This is a genomic window from Paraglaciecola aquimarina (assembly GCF_032464635.1).
GTDB classification, from domain to species: Bacteria; Pseudomonadota; Gammaproteobacteria; order Enterobacterales; family Alteromonadaceae; genus Paraglaciecola; species Paraglaciecola aquimarina.
This window is the reverse complement of sequence record NZ_JAWDIO010000002.1, coordinates 902,345-920,884: the sequence shown is the minus strand read 5'-3', so window position 1 is coordinate 920,884 and position 18,540 is coordinate 902,345. Positions and strand designations below refer to the sequence as shown.

The following is an 18,540-nucleotide window of genomic DNA, read 5'->3' as shown; positions in this document are numbered from 1 at the left end:
TAACTAATACCTTCGCACTCACTTATTGACTGGAGTGGCTACAACTCTCGCAACCAAATATTACGAAAGCTAACTTTACTACCATGAAACTGAATTTGAATGGAATCACAACCATGTTGTTTATATTTAGGTTGACCAATAAAAGCCGTGCTGCCGGCTAACTCAACATGATTTTGCACCAAGACGCCATTATGTAGCACGGTCACGTATGCTTTACTGGTGACTTCTCCACTAGTATCAAAGCTTGGTGCTTGATAAATAATATCGTAGCTTTGCCATGTAAGTGGCGGCAACGAAGCATTCACCAAAGGGGCGGATTGCTTATAAATTGAAGCTGCTTGCCCATTTACATAAGTAGGGTTGTTATAAGAATCTAGAATTTGAATTTCATAACGATTTTGGATTTTGATACCACTATTACCACGGCGCTGACCTTCTCTAGATTGATCAACTTCTGGTGTGCGCCACTCAACATGAAGCTGCATGTTACAAAATTTATCTTTGCTAAATATTTTTTTAGACTTACCGCTATGATGAAATTCGCCATTCATCACTTTCCAGCTTGGCGTTTTACCTTGCTCATCCACCCACCGCTCTAAATTCTCACCTGCAAATAAAATTTTCGCATCGGCTGGAATAGGATATGGATTGACTTGTTTAGGTACTGGTTGCCATATTTCGGTATCTTCGGGCTGTGCTTGCTTAGCTTGGCTAAAAATTGGGATGAACAGCGTACATGAAAGACCGAAAAGTTGTGTTATTGCTATTTTTTTAGTCATGAATAACCTTATTATTTATCCCAAGTATATTAACTGCGCATAAAGCCCATACTGGTCTATGGGCACAAGTTTTGTGAATCAATTTACTTGAGGTTATTCAAGGTGTAATAAACTTTAGTAAAAGCACTACCTCTACTGGTTTGGCTTGTTAACCCAGTAAAATCAACCATCACTACTTTGTCAGCGGTTAACGGGATAGAGAACTCAATACTCTTTTTATCTTTCGATAAAGTTAAGTCACTAATATTAAGCGACTTTTCATTCACTTTAGGTGAACCATAGGTTTGGTGATATAAATAATTCCACTCCCTAACCTTGATGTTGTTCACATTCACACTGCCAACGTCTAGCGCTTCGGTAAAGTTAAGTTTAAAACCTGTTTTTGTTAACTTCATATCCAATAATTCAAATGGGTTCGTGCCATCCCAAACAATTTTTTGTAAGCCGAAAGGTTTGCTACCTGCCGAGCTCCAACCTCGGGCCGTTTGGCCAACCCAAAGCTGCCCTTTATTGTCGAAATCAACTCGAATATTTCCACTTTGCATACCACTTACAAATTCAATTACCGCGCCTTGGTATTTACCTTGCACTTTATCTAACATAACGCGAAAAATATTGGCTTTACTTTGGTCACCAAAAAACATTTGGCCTTTAAATGGACCAAATTTACCTTCACTCACATCCCAGTCAGGGTTACCTGGTGAGTTCGATATTTCTTGATGAGGAAACAATACGTTGGGCTGTTCTCTGATTGCATCAAATTCGGCAGCCGTCATCGCTCTGACTTTGTCAGGACCATAATCAGGATGCTCAATCAATGATATGGGATGACCATAGAACTTTCCTTCTTCAATTAAATGTAGTTTTGAAGTGCCCACCCAGTCACCCTGATTGTCAGTGTAAAACAGTTCGCCTTGTGGATTTAAACCTAACCCCGCAGGTGAGCGCAAGCCACTGGCATAAGGAATGAACTCACCTTGGCTAGTGACTTTGTAAACCCAACCACGATATCCTCCTGAACTGCCCATATTGCTTTTTAACTTAAACGCATCAGGATCGCCATGACTCAAGTTTAAAGTACCAAAATAGTTACCATACTTATCTTTTACTGGGCCAAAATGAAACTCGTGATAGTTATTGTGAAATTTCCAATCATTGGCAACATTAATATAATCGTCAGCAATACCGTCATTATCCAGGTCAACTAAACGGGTTAATTCAGGCTTTTGAGTGACTAAAATAGACCCGTCGTTTTCACACAATAGGCCAGCCGGTTCATGCAAACCTTCAGCAAATTTTGACCAAGCACTCTGGCTGTATTTCCACACGTCACCAAAACGTGTCGCCACATAAACATCTCCATTTTTAGCCGTATCTAAACCTGCAATATGCATTTCTGTTTTAGGTGGAGTCTCGATAGTTTCAATTGCATATCCATCGGGCAATATTTGTTGGGGTGCACTGTTAGCCACAGAGGAAGTAGAGGCTGCGACTAATAAAATTAAGGTTTTAATATTTAGTTTCATTATTCTGCTCCAACCGCATTAATGTCTAGTGTAAATTGAGGGCTGCGACTTAAATCAATAATCAGTTTACTGCCTGTTATTTTGCCACTACTAGCGTTGATATTAATTTTATCTGCTGGCGGTACAGACAATGTTAAAGTCTTATTTTTAGGCGGATTTGCCAACACTGTATATTTCAATTGCAGGGTTTGAGACCCTACGGCTGTACCCTCTAACTTATAGTCAACACCGTCTGCCGTGAAATAAAAACTTGGATTACCTTGTTTATTATACTTTACGTACCGGCATCGACTTACCATGGGCGTTATGGCTTCGGGGGCATAAAAAAGCCACGAACCTAGGATTAAACTATTATCACTGCCTCTGTTTTTGACATTAGGGCCAATGTTAAGTAAATCTCCACTCCAAACGCCCGAAATAGAGCAGTCTTTAGCGTTAAATGCATAATTCATTTTTTCTTTCAAACCAACCGCGATGGAAAATGGCGGCAAATCTAATATTCGTTTACGTTGAATAATTGGCTGTTCATCTACTTTCACATTTAATTGGTTACCATTCATGGCCACAACCCCGCGAGTAGACGCGCCAAATAATTTCCGTTTACCTTTGCTTGTTACTAATAAAGATAAGTTAGCCTTTCCTTTGCCTCGGTCTTTATCACGTAGTAATTTATCCGTGGTCATAAGGGTAATTTTTAATCTCTGTTTGCCATGTTTTAGGTTTAGCTTACCTCTGAAATTACTCTCTACTTCACCGTCTAACTCAGTTTCAACAAAAATAGTCGGGGGAAAAGAGGTTTCAATTTTACTCGGCTGAGGATAGGGCTGATAAAAATCACCTTCAAACACAAGGGCGTAATCTTTAATTTCAGGCAAAGTAAAATCTGCCATGTTTTTTGCTGCCTTTCCTACTTTTATTGGTTGCAAATCATCAAGGATAGAGGTGTGCAACTTATCTAAATTACTATCTAACTGATAAATTTTATAAGTCAGGTTATCCCACCCCTCACGTTTCGATAAAATATATGCAGTCACTTGTTTTATTTGTTGTTGACTAAAGGTTTCTTTAAAGCCAGGCATCCCTGCTTTAGCAAAGCCGTTATTAATATTGTTGATAATATCGCTAGGTTTACTACCGTGTATCCATTCACCGTCTTTTAAATTAAAGCCAGTAGCTCCACTTAAATCTTTGTTATGACACGCAGCGCAAACACTGAGAAATAAGCTTTTACCTGCGGATATGTCTGCATCTTGCGTCAACATAATGTCCACCTCTTGGTCTACAGAGTTAGCTAGAACAACAGATATAGGTATCCACGCAATACACAGCATAGAGTGGAAAATAAATTTTTTAATTTTAGTCATCAAGGTGATCTCGGTTTTATTTATAGTCAATATTTAAGTGTCAGTTGCCGTACAGAAGTCAGGTTTGCTTAATATCTTGCTTAAGTGCGTAATCAAACTGCTGCATTCGCTCAAGTAATGCCTTGGCTTTTTCTGGATGTTTATCGATCAGGTTATGATTTTCATGCATATCTTCTTTGAGGTTATAGAGCTTATCGACTAAGTCATCGCCCTTGGCACCTTTGATTCTTTTTGGGTGATAGCCCTTATGAATAAATTTCCAGTCTCCTACCCGTACACCGTCTAAGATCTCTGTGTTGGCCGAGTAATAGAACATTTCTTTTCTGGGAGAATCCTGACGTTTACCGGTTAAAAAGTCATACAGATCATAACCATCGTACACTTTACCTTCGGCTACTTTTGTACCTGTGTAGGTAGCAATAGTCGGAAATAAATCTAAACTAGACACTATTTCATCTGTTACACCTCCCGCTTTTATTTGGCCTGGCGCCCAGATTACAGCTGGCACTCTTAGCCCACCTTCATACGTCGTAAATTTGCGTCCTTTAAGTGGTTTAGCCGAACCATAACTATTTGGCCCATTGTCTGAAGTAAAAATGACTAAAGTATCTTTAGCTAAACCCTGCTCTTGTAAAGTTTTAATCACCTCACCAACGCTCCAGTCAATTTCTTGAATGGCATCATAAAAAATACCGCCTTTACTAGAGCCTTGAAACTTTTTCCCGGCATAAATAGGCACATGGGGGAAACTATGGGCGAAGTATAAGAAGAAAGGCTTTTCTTTATTAGACTTAATAAATTCTAGCGCTTCTTGAGTGTAGCGCTCAGTTAAGGTTTGTTGGTCGGTTGGGTATTCAATTATGTGCTCGTTTCGTAGCAATGGAGGTTTGTCTTTAACCTCTTTACTGTTAGCAGAATCTTTCTCTACTCGTTTAATATCCGCTATCATTTTTTGTTGGTTATAACCTTGAGTAAAAACGATATCTGGCGAGTTTTCTAACCCTGGTGTCACCGACATGTTATTGCTGTATGGAATGCCATAGTAATAATCAAACCCTTGATCTAATGGCAAGTAACCTTTTTGCCGACCTAAATGCCATTTACCAATTAAAGCTGTTGCGTAACCTTGCTGTTTAAGCAACTCAGCGATGGTGACTTCTTCAGGTGGCAAGCCTTTACCGTTTATATTTTTTGGTGAAGGATGTAATACACTGGGAACCCCCACTCTTACTGGCATTCTACCTGTTAACAAGCCAGCTCTGGAAGGCGAACAAACAGATGAGGCTACATAAAAACTAGTCAGTTTTAATCCCTCATCTGCCAGACGATCGATGTTTGGCGTGAACGCTTTTTGTGAGCCAAAGCTACTAAGATCAGCATAACCCTAGTCGTCTGTAAAAATTAGCACCACATTTTTAGGCTGGCTATGAGCTGCGGTAATAAAAGCAGCCATACAGCATGCTAAAATCAGTTGTAATGGTTTCATTTTTCTTGTCCAAATAATTGCAGTTGAGATTTGTGACCCGGTTTATTTCTTCTTTTTCCGCTCTTGCCACTCATAAGTACCCTTTTTAGCTATTTCGACTAACAGCTGATACTTCTTGGCCCTAGCTTCGCCTTCATATTTATCGAACACGTCACCATTACCCAACATTCTGGGATCACGCTGCCGAGTCAGTTCAGCAAACAATTCAGCATGTAACTGTTGTTGTAACGATGCAAAAGCCGGTTGATTGGCTAAGTTATGCAAACATTCAGGATCGTTTTTTAAATCGTATAATTCTTGTTGTGGCCTTTTGCCGTAGTTTTTTTGGAATACCATGCCGTCTTGAGGAGCGTTTTTTGTCACTTTTTTTGTTGGACTATGATCGGTATCTCGATAGTCAGCTTCTGGAGTACCCGACGGCCATCTATTGGGTTCAAAATTGTAGGTATACACATAGTTTTCTGTATGGATACTGCGTACTGGATACCCCCAGCCATTTGGACGAGCCGGATCATTTCTTTCTCTACCGGTTACAATGCTCTGTCTGTTGTTATCATTTTGATTATTAAACACTCCCAGTAAACTTTTGCCTTCAATGGCTTGCATGTCATGAGTCTGCACTATGGGCCGCTGCTAATATTGTTGGGGCGATATCAGTAAAACTAGCGAAGCTGTCTACCACTCGGCCGGGGTTGACGATTTTGTGGGGCCATTTAACCGCAAACGGAACGCGGGTAGAAAAATCAAAAGGGTGACCTTTATAACGTGGAAATGGCATGCCATTGTCAGAGGTAACAATAATTAGAGTATTGTCTAACTCGCCCTGGCTTTCGATATATTGTAAAATTTCACCTAGTTTAGTATCGTAATCTTCCACCTCAATGGCATAGTCAAGAATGTCATGTTTTACGTAATCGGAGTCACCCCAAAATGTGGGTAGAAAATCTAGGTCGGAGAACTTTTTACCGTTTTTAACACCTGATTTAAACTCGTAACTTCTGTGAGGTTCTTTTGAGCCAAACCAAAAGAAAAACGGTTGGTCTTTAGGTTTATCTTGATAAAAAGCTTTAAAGTTCTCGGTATAATCAATCTTATTAATACCCGCCGCCGCTGGCTTTTTGACTCTTTTTATCTGATTGTATTCTTTACCTGTTAACAAAATACCATGGGTATTGCCCGGCCCCCAACCTTTGCCGGTAAAGCCAGTGTGATATCCATTTTTATCTAGCACTTGCACGAAACTTTTGAATTTTCTAGGCCATTCTGGCGAATGATTTGCAGCCAATTCTAGTTGCCAAGGATTACGTCCAGTAATCGCCACGGCTCGTGAGGCTGAACATTTACTGCTAGGAGTAAACATGTGTTTAAACAACACGCCCTCTTGTGCTATTTGATCAAAATTAGGAGTTTGCACAAACTTATAGCCATAGGCACTGGCATGGGACATATCATCAGCAATTGCAAACAGAATGTTTGGTCTTTTTCTGTTGCATGTGCGTCAAAAAACGTAACGCCACTAACGCAGGCCAACAGCATAGTAGTGATGCTAATTTGTCTAAAAATTGTCATGATAAACCTATCTATTTTCCAGCAATTACAACTGAGTGTGATTTTTAGGACGTGGATACAGCCAATTTTGACAAGTTTGGCGTGCTGTATTCTTTCGAGCCATAACTTTCGAATACTTCCCAACTCACATCGTCGGCCATGATCAGCACTATATTTGGCTGACGAGCAGACGAGCACACGGGTAAACTCGATAACAACAAACTAAATAAAATGATTAGTCGCACAAACGCACCCCATTGGGAGTATTCGCCACTTGAGCATTTAACTAACTGGCTACGTAACTGTTTGGCTTTTTCAGGCAACAGGGCTTTATTCATTGTTTTTCTACCCACGTAATTTTATCAACACTCACACCTCGATTCGGCCATTCAGCACTAGAGATATACCAATCGCCGTCTTCATCTTGAAATAGCTCAGGTGCATGACCTAAAAGAGTCGCCACTTGTTTGTCTGAGTTCTTGCCAAAATTGAACATATCATCAGATTGCAAAACATAAGATTTTTCCTGATAGGCACCAACTAGTTCTTTTTTGTCCCATACACCGTCCCAAGAGCACACCACTAAATAATAGGTGCCGTTATGGAAAATAAGTGAAGGTGATTCTGGTTCGTAGATAACGGAGGTGAAAATTGTTTTTGGCTCGCTCCAAGTCAACATATCGTCTGATTCACGCAGTAAGACACTATTTTGAGAGCAATAAACCATGTAATACTTACCATTTTGCACAAATAAGCTCGGATCGCGTGCTCCACCCTCCTGATGAAATAAGTTCCCCTTAGATTGCCACTCATACAAATCTTTCGATACAGCTAAACGCATGGGGCTAGGTCCATAAACCATATAATACCAATCATCTTTTTTAATAATGTAGGGAGCATGATTAACAATAGGCTCGTTGGGTCTGTCCTGTGGTGGTAGCACTTTGGCTTTATCGATAAAATGATTGGTTACAAAGGCATCTTTAAAATTAGTGGTGGTTGAAACTGCATGAAAAGAAGCGTTTTCACCTTTATGAATGTCGCCATGTTTGGGGGCAATATATGGATGAGTAATACCGAAGATATGCCATTTCCCGTCATCAGCTTTAATAAACCCATGATCATTAGGCACCCAGTTATCGTACCATTCACCTTCTTTTAGTGTTTTAGTGTCGGGGCCAAAAAACACATCCCCCTTGGGCTGATAAACTAAAATAAAATTATTTTGCTGCACTGGAACCAATACGCTTTTAGAACTGGACAAAGTGCAGGATGTACCGACAAGAACGACTAAAATTGTCATCCAATAATTAAACTTCATATTTTCCCCACACATTTAGATGGCAGTCACAGCTAATCACATCACTTCTATGCTTCATTGCGATTGTGGTTTGCTCGTATGTCATTGATAATGATCGAACTAATTGTAAAAATATAAAGTGTAATCACCTTTAAAAAAGAGTTTCAAACCTTTAAAAAATAACTTTACAAGTAAAAACATGCACTTAAATATAAAATCAACAAATAAAGAAGTGTAACAATGAAATGAAGCAGCACATTATTGAACTAGAAACTAGCATTAGAATAATACTGCCCTTTGCGGCAGCGAATATTTATATCTTGGTGCTAGTGTATTTTACGCTTGCTCGGAAGCGGATTGGTTCAACCTATCCGCTTTTTGCTATTTTTATTGTCTGTTTTGTTATATTTCTATACAGCCCGCTCATTAAAGTAATTACCCCTAAATCCATTTCAATGATTTATGTCTCCATAAAAAACACCTTATTATTTTCAGTTGCCTTGCCGTCTTTACTGTGTGCTGTCTTCATTTTGGCTAAAAAACAATTATCACGGATGAATATACAAATATTGTTTTCAATAGGATTTGTATGGACAATTTATTACCTTATTTACCGAATTGAAGTCCTACAGAACAACAAGTATTTATTTAACCTTTACCAATATGACTTTTTTACCTTGGAAGGGACTTTCATTGGCAGTGGCTTATACATTATTTGTGTTGTAGCACTACCTTGTGTTTATCTGCTAAGCACAAAAATAGAACAAAGCGCTCGTATAACGATTTATGGCGTATTGTTATTAACTGTTGGTATTTTGATGGGGCATATTTTTCGTCAATGGGAAATAATGAATCTGATTTGTTCATTAACTGCATTACTTTGGTGTTGGCAAATATTTAGAGATGTGCGAAAAACTAACCAGCAACTCACTCACTATCATCAACATGAGAAAGCCTTGGCTAAAGCTCAATTTATATCAGCAAACAGGCATTCGTTTAGTCAACACTATGAAAATAAAAAGAACATAGATTACCCTCTACGGGAAAGAGAAATCGTCTTCGAAGTAATACGCACTGCCAGCTCTGGATTGGTTGAAAACAAGGTTAGCGAATTTTTTAGCCGGCTGCAGAATTTGTGTCAAGCCAATCACCAATTACTGACACTGCATATTCGTGAAGCACTATTTATGTTCGTAGACGCAGCAATATTTGCAGGGGCAAATGCTCAAAAACTCACCTATAAGTTAGAACAAAAAGGCGTTGAAATAGAACAAGATGAAAATGCAGAAAGGTTAAAAGCTTTACTGCTTGGTGAATGTGAATATCTTTGTCGCGAGGTAAATTATGCAGCCAAACAACAGTCTGATGAAGAGTTAGTCAAAGGGATCCAAGATTATGTTTTGAAAAACTATTTCAATAATATAGTGATTTCAGAAATTGCCAAAGCAGTAAACGCCAGCCAATCGCATATCATGCGGGTATTTAAACGTGCGACATCGCAAACTATCAATCAGTATATTGCCAATACTAGAATAGAAAAAGCCAAGCTATTATTGTTGTCAAAATCGGTGACCGAATCAGCTTTTGAATCTGGCTTTAACGACTCCAATTATTTTGCCACTGTGTTTAAGAAACAGACTGGACTAACCCCTAAACAGTACCAACAACAAGCTAAAAACACATGAAGATTTAATAGGCATATCAGCAATAACAACCCTTTAGATCAAGCAGGTTTTGAAAATGATTGAACTAAATTAGATGGTAAAATAGAAGTCTGTCAAATAGAAAAGCACCTAGCTACTTAATAATCACATATGTTAAGTTGTCACTACGTTAATCAAACAAAACGTCTTTAAAATGCACTAACTTACATCTTATCTGAGACTTCGAGTCATAGGTCTCGGCCTTCCTTGACAGACTGCAATGAGCGAAAAGCGGACGCATCTTTCAATTGACTATTGTCAGCTTCGAGTGAATTGATGATAATCGACTGTGATAAGAAAGTAGGCAAGCGTAAAACTACAATACTTGTAGATATGAGTATCACTCTTCAAGCAACTGCAATACCCCACACTCTTTAACTTTTTTATCATCTGTGCATGCCGATGCCATCTCAGATAGTGTAAGTTTTAGCTCCTCAAGTTCTGCAATGCGATGTGTGACGTCAACCATATGTTGATGGATCAAATTGTTCACACTAGAACAACTTTTATCGGGATTATTTTTTGTATCCAACAGCTGTTTAATTTCTATTATGGTCAAATCTAATGAGCGACATTGCTTAATGAATTGCAGTGCTCTCAACGATGATGCGTCGTAAATTCTGTAGTTGCCTTCACTGCGATTGCAGGCCTCAAACAAACCTTGTTTTTCATAAAAACGGATCGTCTGAATAGAACACCCACTTTTTTTGATAGCTCACCTATTTTCATAAACGTGCCTTTCTGTTGTTGACTCTATACTAAGTATAGACTTTACACTGTACCTACAGTATTTGGAATAAGAGTTAAATAATGAGTGGTTGCGGCTGTAAAGTGGAAATCAAAGATGCCTCACAAAAACGGGTTCTGTATTGGCTTCTAGGCATCAATGCGGTGATGTTTTTTGTAGAGATGACCGTTGGTATATTTGCTGACTCCACCGCTTTGATAGCAGACTCTATGGACATGCTAGCAGATGCGATTGTGTACGGCATAGGTATTTATGCTGTGGGTAAAAGTTTACTTCACAAAGCCAACGCGGCTAAAATCAGTGGTTACTTTCAGCTAATGCTGGGCGTGATCATACTCATTGATATTACCAGAAGATTATTCTTAGGTAGTGAGCCAGTGTCATCGTTAATGATAGGAATGGGTTTCATTGCCCTAATTGCAAACGTCGCTTGTTTGGTGATTATTCGCAATCATAAAAACGACGAAGTACATATGCGAGCCAGCTGGATTTTTTCAGCTAATGATGTCATCGCCAATATGGGTGTCATCATCGCCGGTATTCTAGTGTTGTGGCTTGATAGCAGAGTACCCGATCTGATTATCGGCTGTATCGTGTCGATTGTCGTGCTGCGCGGAGCGTGGATGATCCTGAAAGACGCCAAGCAGGAAGTACATAATAACGAAGTACAGAAAGGTAAAGCGGGAGATCCACTATGACATACAATAAAGCCGTTAAGCCGTATATCGATTCTAAATTAACAAATTACTCAGATGCAATGTTTAACAATAATGAGAGGCAGGCATTTGCAGCGCTGGAGGATGCGCATGTAATTGGTCAGCACTCTACTTATTATCATTGTTTAATTCATTGTAAAATGCTGCGACATGGTCTTCTAAACAAAGATTGGAGAGCCGTTTTTGGACAAGTTATAAGAATAGTTGGTGCTGTAACCAAAACAGCTATTGGCCTTGTACCCAAAGGGAATACAGGCCGCACTGACATCAGCCCTTTTAAGCGACTGCCACTTAGTGCTGAAAATCAAGCGATATTGGATAAAATCAACCATGCATAATCATAACCACAGTCACAGTGATAACAGCGCATCAAAACGCATTGGCTGGGCATTTTTCTTGAATGTCGTATTCACTATCATTGAATTTATCGGCGGATGGCTGACAAACAGCACGGCTATAATGGCCGACGCAGTGCATGATTTGGGTGATAGTTTATCCATTGGCACTGCTTGGGGCTTAAATAAACTCAGTGAAAAAGAAGCAACCAATACATTTTCCTATGGCTATAGACGATTTTCACTTCTTGGTGCATTGATCAACGGGTTAGTGTTAACGACTGGCTCAATATGGATCTTATTCGAAGCTATCCCAAGGCTTTCAGCACCCGAAATGCCGCAAGTCGAAGGCATGTTACTCCTGTCAATTTTTGGCATCGCCGTTAATGGATTTGCTGCGTATAAACTTAGCGAAGGGAATTCCTTAAACGAGCGTATCTTAAACTGGCATTTGCTTGAAGATGTATTGGGTTGGGTGGCAGTGCTGATCGTATCGATTGTGCTGATGTTTAAGCCATGGCCAATTTTAGACCCTATATTATCTATTGGCTTCACGTTATTCATTTTATTCAATGTAGTCAGAAATCTAAAAGAAACCTTATTGTTATTCTTGCAAGCCACGCCCGATGCTAAGCAGATGGAGGAAGTGCGTAAAGTGCTCAAGTCAAACAGTTATGTGGCGGATATACATCATTTTCATATCTGGTCTTTGGACGGTGAACATAGCGTCATGACGGCACATGTGGAGTTAAAACAAGATGTTTCGGTTTCTCAATTGAGAACACTTAAAGACGAATTTCGCCAAGGCCTTGATGAGTTTGATTTTGTGCACACTACAATAGAAATTGAATTTGCCAATGAGGATTGTCGTGATGAGTAATGTAATAATTGAAACACTTTGTTTCGGTTGGTCGATTGGTCTTAGTTCGATTACTTGTTAATATGAGAAAGATGAGAGTAGATAGATATGTTTAGTATGAAGGTGACAAGTTACCTGTTGATTTCGCTGATATTATTTCAGTCGTTTTCTGCTGTCGCCAATACCTTGAACTTTCATACAATTGACTCTGAACATTTAAGTGAAGTTCATGAGCATCAGTTTGGTGACAATACCCCTACAGACAAAATAGAAATTCATTCAGAATATGGGATACAAGCTAGTATTGATGGCTCGTCAAACGAAATGTCTCACAATCCAGCTGATTGCCACCATTGTGGACATTGTCATGGAACCCATGCCCAATGGCTTGGAAGCCTTACTTCAGTCGAACTTAGTTCTATAACAACCCTTCATGATTTCTATTACTTATCGAAAGTAATAGATGCACCGATCACGCAATTATTACGCCCACCTAAAGCATAAGCCTGAACTAATCAAACACCGTTCGCCAACTGCTTGGCGATGTATATTTTTGATAATTTAGGAATAAAACAATGGTACGTATTTCATTAAGTCGCCCTTTGCGTGTGCACGTTTGGGTGGTTTTCACGATGCTTGTCCTTTTGACAACACAAACCGTGGTAGTAGCACAAACAAACAGTATCCCCAATCGCGAAATGACGTTGCAAAGCGCCATACAGCGAACATTAGCAAATTCGCCCGAATTGCATGAGTTCACATTCAAGCAACAAGCGATTGAGGGGGACATAAAAACAGCGTCACTCAAGCCTGAGCTTATTGCTGGTATTGAAGTAGAGAACTTTTTAGGTACAGGAGAGGTCTCTGGGATTAAAGATACCGAACTGACACTTACCTTGTCTTCAGTAATTGAATTAGGGAATAAACTCAGCTCACGAAAAGCGTTTGCTTCTGCTCAATCGCAAGCAGCAGAAGTACGAAAACAAGTGCACACTTTGGATGTACTGGCTGAAGTGACACGTCGCTACATCGATGTGTTAGCACAAAAAGCCCTGATAAAGGCTCAAAAGGATGCAGAAGCGCTAGCTAGATACACCCATCAAGCCGTCACTAAACGAGTTGAAGCGGGTGCATCTCCTGCGTTTGAACAGCAGCGGGCCGAGGCTGCGCTGGCTAGAGCTAGGCTGAATGTGTTAACCGCACTGCAAACGAAACAAGGTATGATAAATAGTTTGGCCATCATGTGGGGGAGCAAAATCCGACCTTTACCAATGTTGAGGGTGATCTATTTGCTTTGCCACCTTCCCCCTCTTTGACATCGCTGTTCACAATCTTGTTAGAAAGCCCCAACCTTGATGTTTATGCACAAGACGCGAGGCTTCAAACAGCACAAGTCCGTCTTACCCAAGCCGCTAACCAATCAGATTTGAGCTGGACAGCGGGAATAAGACGTATTAATGGGATTGATGAAACCGCTTTCGTAGCAGGCGTCAGCATGCCGTTGTTTGCAGGAAGTCGAAATCTTGGCGAGTACCAAAAACAACGGGCTATTCAAGGGCAATTGGAGCAACAAAAACAGTCTGCAACCCAAAACCTTTACCATCAACTAAATATGGCGCTAATAGCGAGAAATAATGCGCTACTAAACGTTCAAACATTGAAAAACGCTATTATTCCACCGCTAGTTGATGCGCTCAGTTTGGTTGAGCAAGCCTATATTAATGGGCGTTTTAGTTATCTTGAGTGGGTCAGTACCCGTCAAGAACTACTTAATGCCAAACAAGCCTTAATTCAGTCTGCCAAACAAGCACATCAGCGGGGGGCGGATATCGAATCACTCACTGCACAACCGCTTGCTGATGCAAATGTCACATCTTTTTCGAGTAAAAACCAATGAATAACAAAACATTAATCAAGACACAACCCCCCTATTAACTTTCATCATGTGCAGTGTTATGACATTGCTTTTTTGCACCAACATACAAGCATCAGAAGGCGAACATGGAGATGAAGATACCCATGATGCTGAATTTGTACTCATGTCTGACAGTATGGCGAAAAAAGTGGGAGTAATGACGCAAAGTTTGCAAACGGGTAGTCTCAATATCACCACTACTGTCTACGGAAATATCGTGACCGACCCTGCTTCACTGAGTCATGTGCGTGCACGATTCGACGGTATGGTGACCAAGGTCAATGCAAATTTAGGTAAAAAAGTTAAAAAAGGCGAGACACTGGCGGTAGTTGAATCCAACCAAAGCCTGAAAAGCTATCCGGTTGCCGCGCCGTTTTCAGGCACCGTGATTGCCAGACATGCCAATGAAGGTGAGTTATCTAATGGCCAAGTGCTATTTTCAATCGCAAACTATGATGACGTGTGGGCACAGCTTAAAGTCTTCCCACAACAGCTATCAGATATTACAGAGAATCAAAGTGTTCAACTTAGTGTGGCAGGCTCATCGTTAGAAACCACTATCCAACATATTTTACCCTCCCCCGATGAAAAACCGTATGTATTGGCATATGCCAAAATAGCTAATACCTCAGGTCAGTGGCCGGTTGGCGCGGCTATCAAAGGGCTTATCACAATCAACAAACTTGATGTCGCCATGATGGTGCCTAAAGCTTCGATTCAAGAGTTTGAGGATGCTTCTGTCGTGTTTGTCAAAGAAGGTGATGAATACCATCCTGTGCCCGTTACGTTAGGTCAGCAAGACAGCCACAATATCGAAGTGTTATCAGGTCTGCACATTGCAGATGTGATTGTCAGCCAGAATAGTTATCTGTTGAAAGCCGATTTAGAAAAGTCGGAGGCCGGTCATGATCATTGATAACACAATGCTATGTACATGGTCAGGCGTCTCTGTAATTGGGGGACGAACACATGATTGAATCCATATTACGTTTATCCATAGAGCGACGAGGGATAATGCTGATGTTGATCTTCCTTGTGCTGGGCATGGGGATATTCAGTTATCAAAAATTACCTATTGATGCGGTACCTGATATCACCAACGTGCAAGTGCAAATCAATACACAAGCACCGGGTTATTCGCCTTTGGAAACCGAGCAGCGGATCACATTCGTAGTAGAAACCGCACTGGCGGGATTGCCTGACCTGTCCTACACCCGCTCTTTATCACGCTACGGCCTCTCTCAGGTAACAGCGGTATTTGATGAAGGCACCGATCTGTATTTTGCGCGGAATCTCATTAATACCCGACTGGGAGCGATTAAAAGTCAGTTACCTCAAGAATTAGAGCCTGAAATGGGACCTATCGCCACGGGGTTAGGCGAAATTTATATGTATACCTTGCGAGCCGAACAAAGTGCCATGCAAAAAAACGGCAAGCCATATGATGCAATGGCACTTCGGGAAATACATGATTGGATTGTCAAACCGCAACTTGCACTGGTGAAAGGGATCACTGAAGTAAACGCTATTGGCGGGTATGTGAAGCAGTACCACGTCAGTCCTGATCCACAAAAAATGCTTAATTTCGATATCAGTTTGAGTGACATCCATAGCGCACTGACACGCAATAACGCGAATCAGGGAGCGGGGTTTGTTGAGCGAAATGGGCAACAAATTCTAGTGCGCTCACAAGGTCAGCTCCAGACACTTAGCGATATAGAAAATGTGGTAATAAAACGCATTAATACTGTCCCCGTTGCGGTGAAAGACATTGGTAGTGTAGCTATTGGCAAAGAGCTGAGAACCGGTGCTGCAACACAGGAAGGTGAAGAGACCGTTTTAGGTACCGCAATGATGCTGGTCGGCGAGAACTCACGCGCTGTTGCTCAATCAGTTGCCACTAAGGTGAAGGACATTCAATCCAGCTTACCTGATGGTATTGTCATTGAGCCAGTCTACGACCGCACCCTATTGGTCGATAAAGCTATCGACACGGTTCAGAAGAATTTAGTAGAAGGGGCGTTATTGGTCATAGTGATCTTGTTCATATTACTTGGTAATATTCGCGCCGCGCTCATCACTGCGGCAGTTATTCCGCTAGCGATGTTGGCCACCATCACTGGGATGGTCAATACCGGTGTATCTGCCAATTTAATGAGCCTTGGCGCATTGGATTTTGGATTAATTGTCGATGGGGCGGTGATCATCGTTGAGAACTGTATCAGGCGGTTATCCGAGTCTCAGAAGCGCACAGGTGGAGTCTTGCCACTAAAAGAGCGGCTAGAACTGGTTTTTCAAGCGACCAACGAAGTCATTCGTCCTAGCTTGTTCGGTGTATTGATTATTACTGTGGTGTATATCCCGCTGTTCTCATTGACAGGCGTTGAGGGCAAGATGTTTCAGCCAATGGCAGCCACGGTCATCATGGCGCTGATAGCGGCAATGCTGTGTTCCATTACTATTGTACCGGCAGCGGTCGCGATGTTTATGGGCGGTAAAGTCAGTGAAAAAGAAAGCTTCATTATTGTTGCAGCCAAGTCCGCCTATCGCCCAATCATTCACATTGCACTAAAATTACGCTGGTTAGTGCTTGTCGGCTCAGTCGTGCTAGTAGTAGGCAGCTTATGGCTGGCAACGCGATTAGGCTCTGAGTTTGTTCCTCAGCTTGATGAAGGGGACATCGCACTGCACGCTATGCGAATACCGGGCACCGGTATTGAACAGGCCGTCGCAATGCAAAAAACACTTGAATCTACCTTAATGGAATACGAACAGGTACTCACAGTGTTTGCGAAAACAGGTACCGCAGAAGTAGCTACCGATGCGATGCCGCCCAACGTAACCGATACCTTTGTTATGCTCAAACCGCGAGCGCAGTGGCCTGATCCTGACCTATCAAAAGCTGATTTCGTTGAAACCCTTGAGCGAGACTTACAAGCGGTAACAGGCAATAACTATGAGTTTACCCAACCTATCCAAATGCGCTTTAACGAGTTGATCAGCGGGGTGAGGGCTGACCTTGGTATTAAAGTCTTCGGAGATGATTTAACTACGCTGGTTGCTTCTGCAAACGACATTTTGACAGTTTTGCAATCAATTGACGGCGTGGCGGATGCACGGCTTGAACAGGTCGATGATATCCCTATTTTTACTATCAACCCTAAACCAGTCGAGTTGGCTCGCTATGGATTGGACGTGGCCGACTTGCAGGAGTGGCTGGCGTCAGCCATCGGTGGCAATACCACAGGCTTGATATTTGAAGGAGACAGGCGATTTGAACTGCTGGTGAGATTTGACGAAGATATTCGCACAAACTTAGATGCCATTGGCAGAACACCTATCATTACATCCGATGGGGAATTTGTGCCGTTATCAGAAGTCGCTACGCTGGGTTACTCGTCTGTTCCCAATCAAATTAGTCGCGAAAACGGTAAGCGCAGAGTCGTGGTTACCGCCAATGTCAGAGAGCGCGACTTAGGGAGTTTTGTTGACGAAGCAAAAATCAAAATAACCGAACAGGTTGTACTCCCAGCAGGTTATTGGCTGGATTATGGCGGCACATTTGAGCAGCTTGAAAGTGCCAGTCAGCGGCTGTCTATCGTAGTGCCTGCCACGCTCTTTCTCATACTTGTGTTACTAGTGGTTGTGTTTGGCTCATTTCGTGATGCCTTGATCATCTTCACTGGTGTGCCTTTAGCCTTAACAGGAGGTGTTTTCGCGCTCTGGATGCGTGACATGCCACTGTCTATATCTGCCGGAGTCGGGTTTATTGCGCTCTCTGGTATTGCGGTACTAAACGGCTTAGTGATGTTGTCATTTATTAAACAGCGAGTACTGGAAACAGGTGACTTAATTCACTCAATCGTTGACGGAGCTATCACAAGATTGCGTCCGGTTTTGATGACAGCACTGGTAGCAAGTTTAGGCTTTATTCCCATGGCACTTAATGTCGGAACGGGGGCTGAAGTGCAAAGACCATTGGCAACGGTAGTGATTGGCGGGATCATCTCTTCCACCATTTTAACATTGGTCGTTTTGCCTATTTTATATCGGATGATGCACTCTAAATTAACCAGAGTGTGATTGCTGGGCACCGTATTGCGGAAGATACGGTGCTCTTCGTCTGGAAATTCAAAACAACTGAAAATGATTACTGAATTGTATATTCGCCAATAAGAAGCTGATTGTCCGGAATTCTACATTTACCACCAATTCAATCGAGGTCGAATGAAGATCCGCAAATGACACAAGCATTTTCGAC

The 18,540-nt window shown here is 41.4% G+C and carries 14 protein-coding genes and 3 pseudogenes; 8 read left to right on the top strand and 9 right to left on the bottom strand.

Going from position 1 to position 18,540, the window contains the following annotated elements; all coding sequences use genetic code 11:
- Window positions 1–38: 38 nt before the first annotated feature.
- The 8 genes and pseudogenes from RS130_RS05215 to RS130_RS05180 all read right to left on the bottom strand — a co-directional run bounded on the left by RS130_RS05215 (window position 39) and on the right by RS130_RS05180 (window position 8,024).
- Window positions 39–779, bottom strand: coding sequence for a 3-keto-disaccharide hydrolase (locus tag RS130_RS05215; RefSeq protein ID WP_316025087.1), 741 nt, complete (start codon window positions 777–779; stop codon window positions 39–41).
- An 83-nt stretch (window positions 780–862) separates the two neighbouring features.
- The gene (locus tag RS130_RS05210) at window positions 863–2,305 is read right to left on the bottom strand and encodes a DUF7133 domain-containing protein (RefSeq protein WP_316025086.1); all 1,443 of its coding nucleotides are present in this window, start codon (window positions 2,303–2,305) and stop codon (window positions 863–865) included.
- The gene (locus RS130_RS05205) at window positions 2,305–3,669 is read right to left on the bottom strand and encodes a c-type cytochrome (RefSeq protein WP_316025085.1); all 1,365 of its coding nucleotides are present in this window, start codon (window positions 3,667–3,669) and stop codon (window positions 2,305–2,307) included. The genes RS130_RS05210 and RS130_RS05205 overlap by 1 nt, the downstream gene beginning before the upstream one ends.
- Window positions 3,670–3,727: 58 nt before the next feature.
- A pseudogene (locus RS130_RS05200) lies at window positions 3,728–5,038 on the bottom strand (sulfatase family protein); the annotation flags it as partial.
- Between the two features lie 159 nt (window positions 5,039–5,197).
- Entirely contained in the window at window positions 5,198–5,776 is a 579-nt protein-coding gene (locus RS130_RS05195) for an alkaline phosphatase family protein (protein ID WP_316025084.1), read from the bottom strand.
- Window positions 5,763–6,623, bottom strand: coding sequence for a sulfatase-like hydrolase/transferase (locus RS130_RS05190; RefSeq protein WP_316027973.1), 861 nt, complete (start codon window positions 6,621–6,623; stop codon window positions 5,763–5,765). Before RS130_RS05190 ends, RS130_RS05195 begins: the two co-directional genes overlap by 14 nt.
- A 145-nt stretch (window positions 6,624–6,768) precedes the next feature.
- Window positions 6,769–7,041 (bottom strand): hypothetical protein, encoded by a 273-nt coding sequence (locus RS130_RS05185; protein WP_316025083.1) that lies wholly within the window; start codon window positions 7,039–7,041, stop codon window positions 6,769–6,771.
- The gene (locus RS130_RS05180) at window positions 7,038–8,024 is read right to left on the bottom strand and encodes a family 43 glycosylhydrolase (RefSeq protein WP_316025082.1); all 987 of its coding nucleotides are present in this window, start codon (window positions 8,022–8,024) and stop codon (window positions 7,038–7,040) included. Before RS130_RS05180 ends, RS130_RS05185 begins: the two co-directional genes overlap by 4 nt.
- Window positions 8,025–8,248: 224 nt before the next feature.
- On the opposite strand from RS130_RS05180, the gene RS130_RS05175 reads away from it, so the two are divergent.
- Entirely contained in the window at window positions 8,249–9,688 is a 1,440-nt protein-coding gene (locus RS130_RS05175) for an AraC family transcriptional regulator (RefSeq protein ID WP_316025081.1), read from the top strand.
- Between the two features lie 358 nt (window positions 9,689–10,046).
- On the opposite strand, the pseudogene cadR reads toward RS130_RS05175, so the two are convergent.
- A pseudogene (cadR, locus tag RS130_RS05170) lies at window positions 10,047–10,435 on the bottom strand (Cd(II)/Pb(II)-responsive transcriptional regulator).
- 81 nt (window positions 10,436–10,516) lie between these two features.
- Here cadR and RS130_RS05165 point away from each other — a divergent pair.
- The 7 genes and pseudogenes from RS130_RS05165 (at window position 10,517) to RS130_RS05135 (ending at window position 18,362) form a co-directional block, all read left to right on the top strand.
- The gene (locus RS130_RS05165; protein WP_316025080.1) at window positions 10,517–11,152 is read left to right on the top strand and encodes a cation efflux transmembrane domain-containing protein; all 636 of its coding nucleotides are present in this window, start codon (window positions 10,517–10,519) and stop codon (window positions 11,150–11,152) included.
- Complete coding sequence (locus RS130_RS05160) at window positions 11,149–11,508, top strand: DUF3703 domain-containing protein (protein WP_316025079.1); 360 nt, start codon at window positions 11,149–11,151, stop codon at window positions 11,506–11,508. Before RS130_RS05165 ends, RS130_RS05160 begins: the two co-directional genes overlap by 4 nt.
- Window positions 11,501–12,385, top strand: a complete 885-nt coding sequence (locus tag RS130_RS05155) for a cation diffusion facilitator family transporter (RefSeq protein WP_316025078.1) — start codon at window positions 11,501–11,503, stop codon at window positions 12,383–12,385. Before RS130_RS05160 ends, RS130_RS05155 begins: the two co-directional genes overlap by 8 nt.
- Window positions 12,386–12,472: 87 nt before the next feature.
- Window positions 12,473–12,868, top strand: a complete 396-nt coding sequence (locus RS130_RS05150) for a hypothetical protein (protein ID WP_316025077.1) — start codon at window positions 12,473–12,475, stop codon at window positions 12,866–12,868.
- Window positions 12,869–12,939: 71 nt separating this feature from the next.
- Window positions 12,940–14,261: pseudogene (locus RS130_RS05145) on the top strand (TolC family protein).
- Between the two features lie 58 nt (window positions 14,262–14,319).
- Window positions 14,320–15,195, top strand: a complete 876-nt coding sequence (locus RS130_RS05140; RefSeq protein ID WP_316025076.1) for an efflux RND transporter periplasmic adaptor subunit — start codon at window positions 14,320–14,322, stop codon at window positions 15,193–15,195.
- Window positions 15,196–15,248: 53 nt separating this feature from the next.
- Window positions 15,249–18,362, top strand: a complete 3,114-nt coding sequence (locus tag RS130_RS05135; protein WP_316025075.1) for an efflux RND transporter permease subunit — start codon at window positions 15,249–15,251, stop codon at window positions 18,360–18,362.
- Window positions 18,363–18,540: the final 178 nt, after the last annotated feature.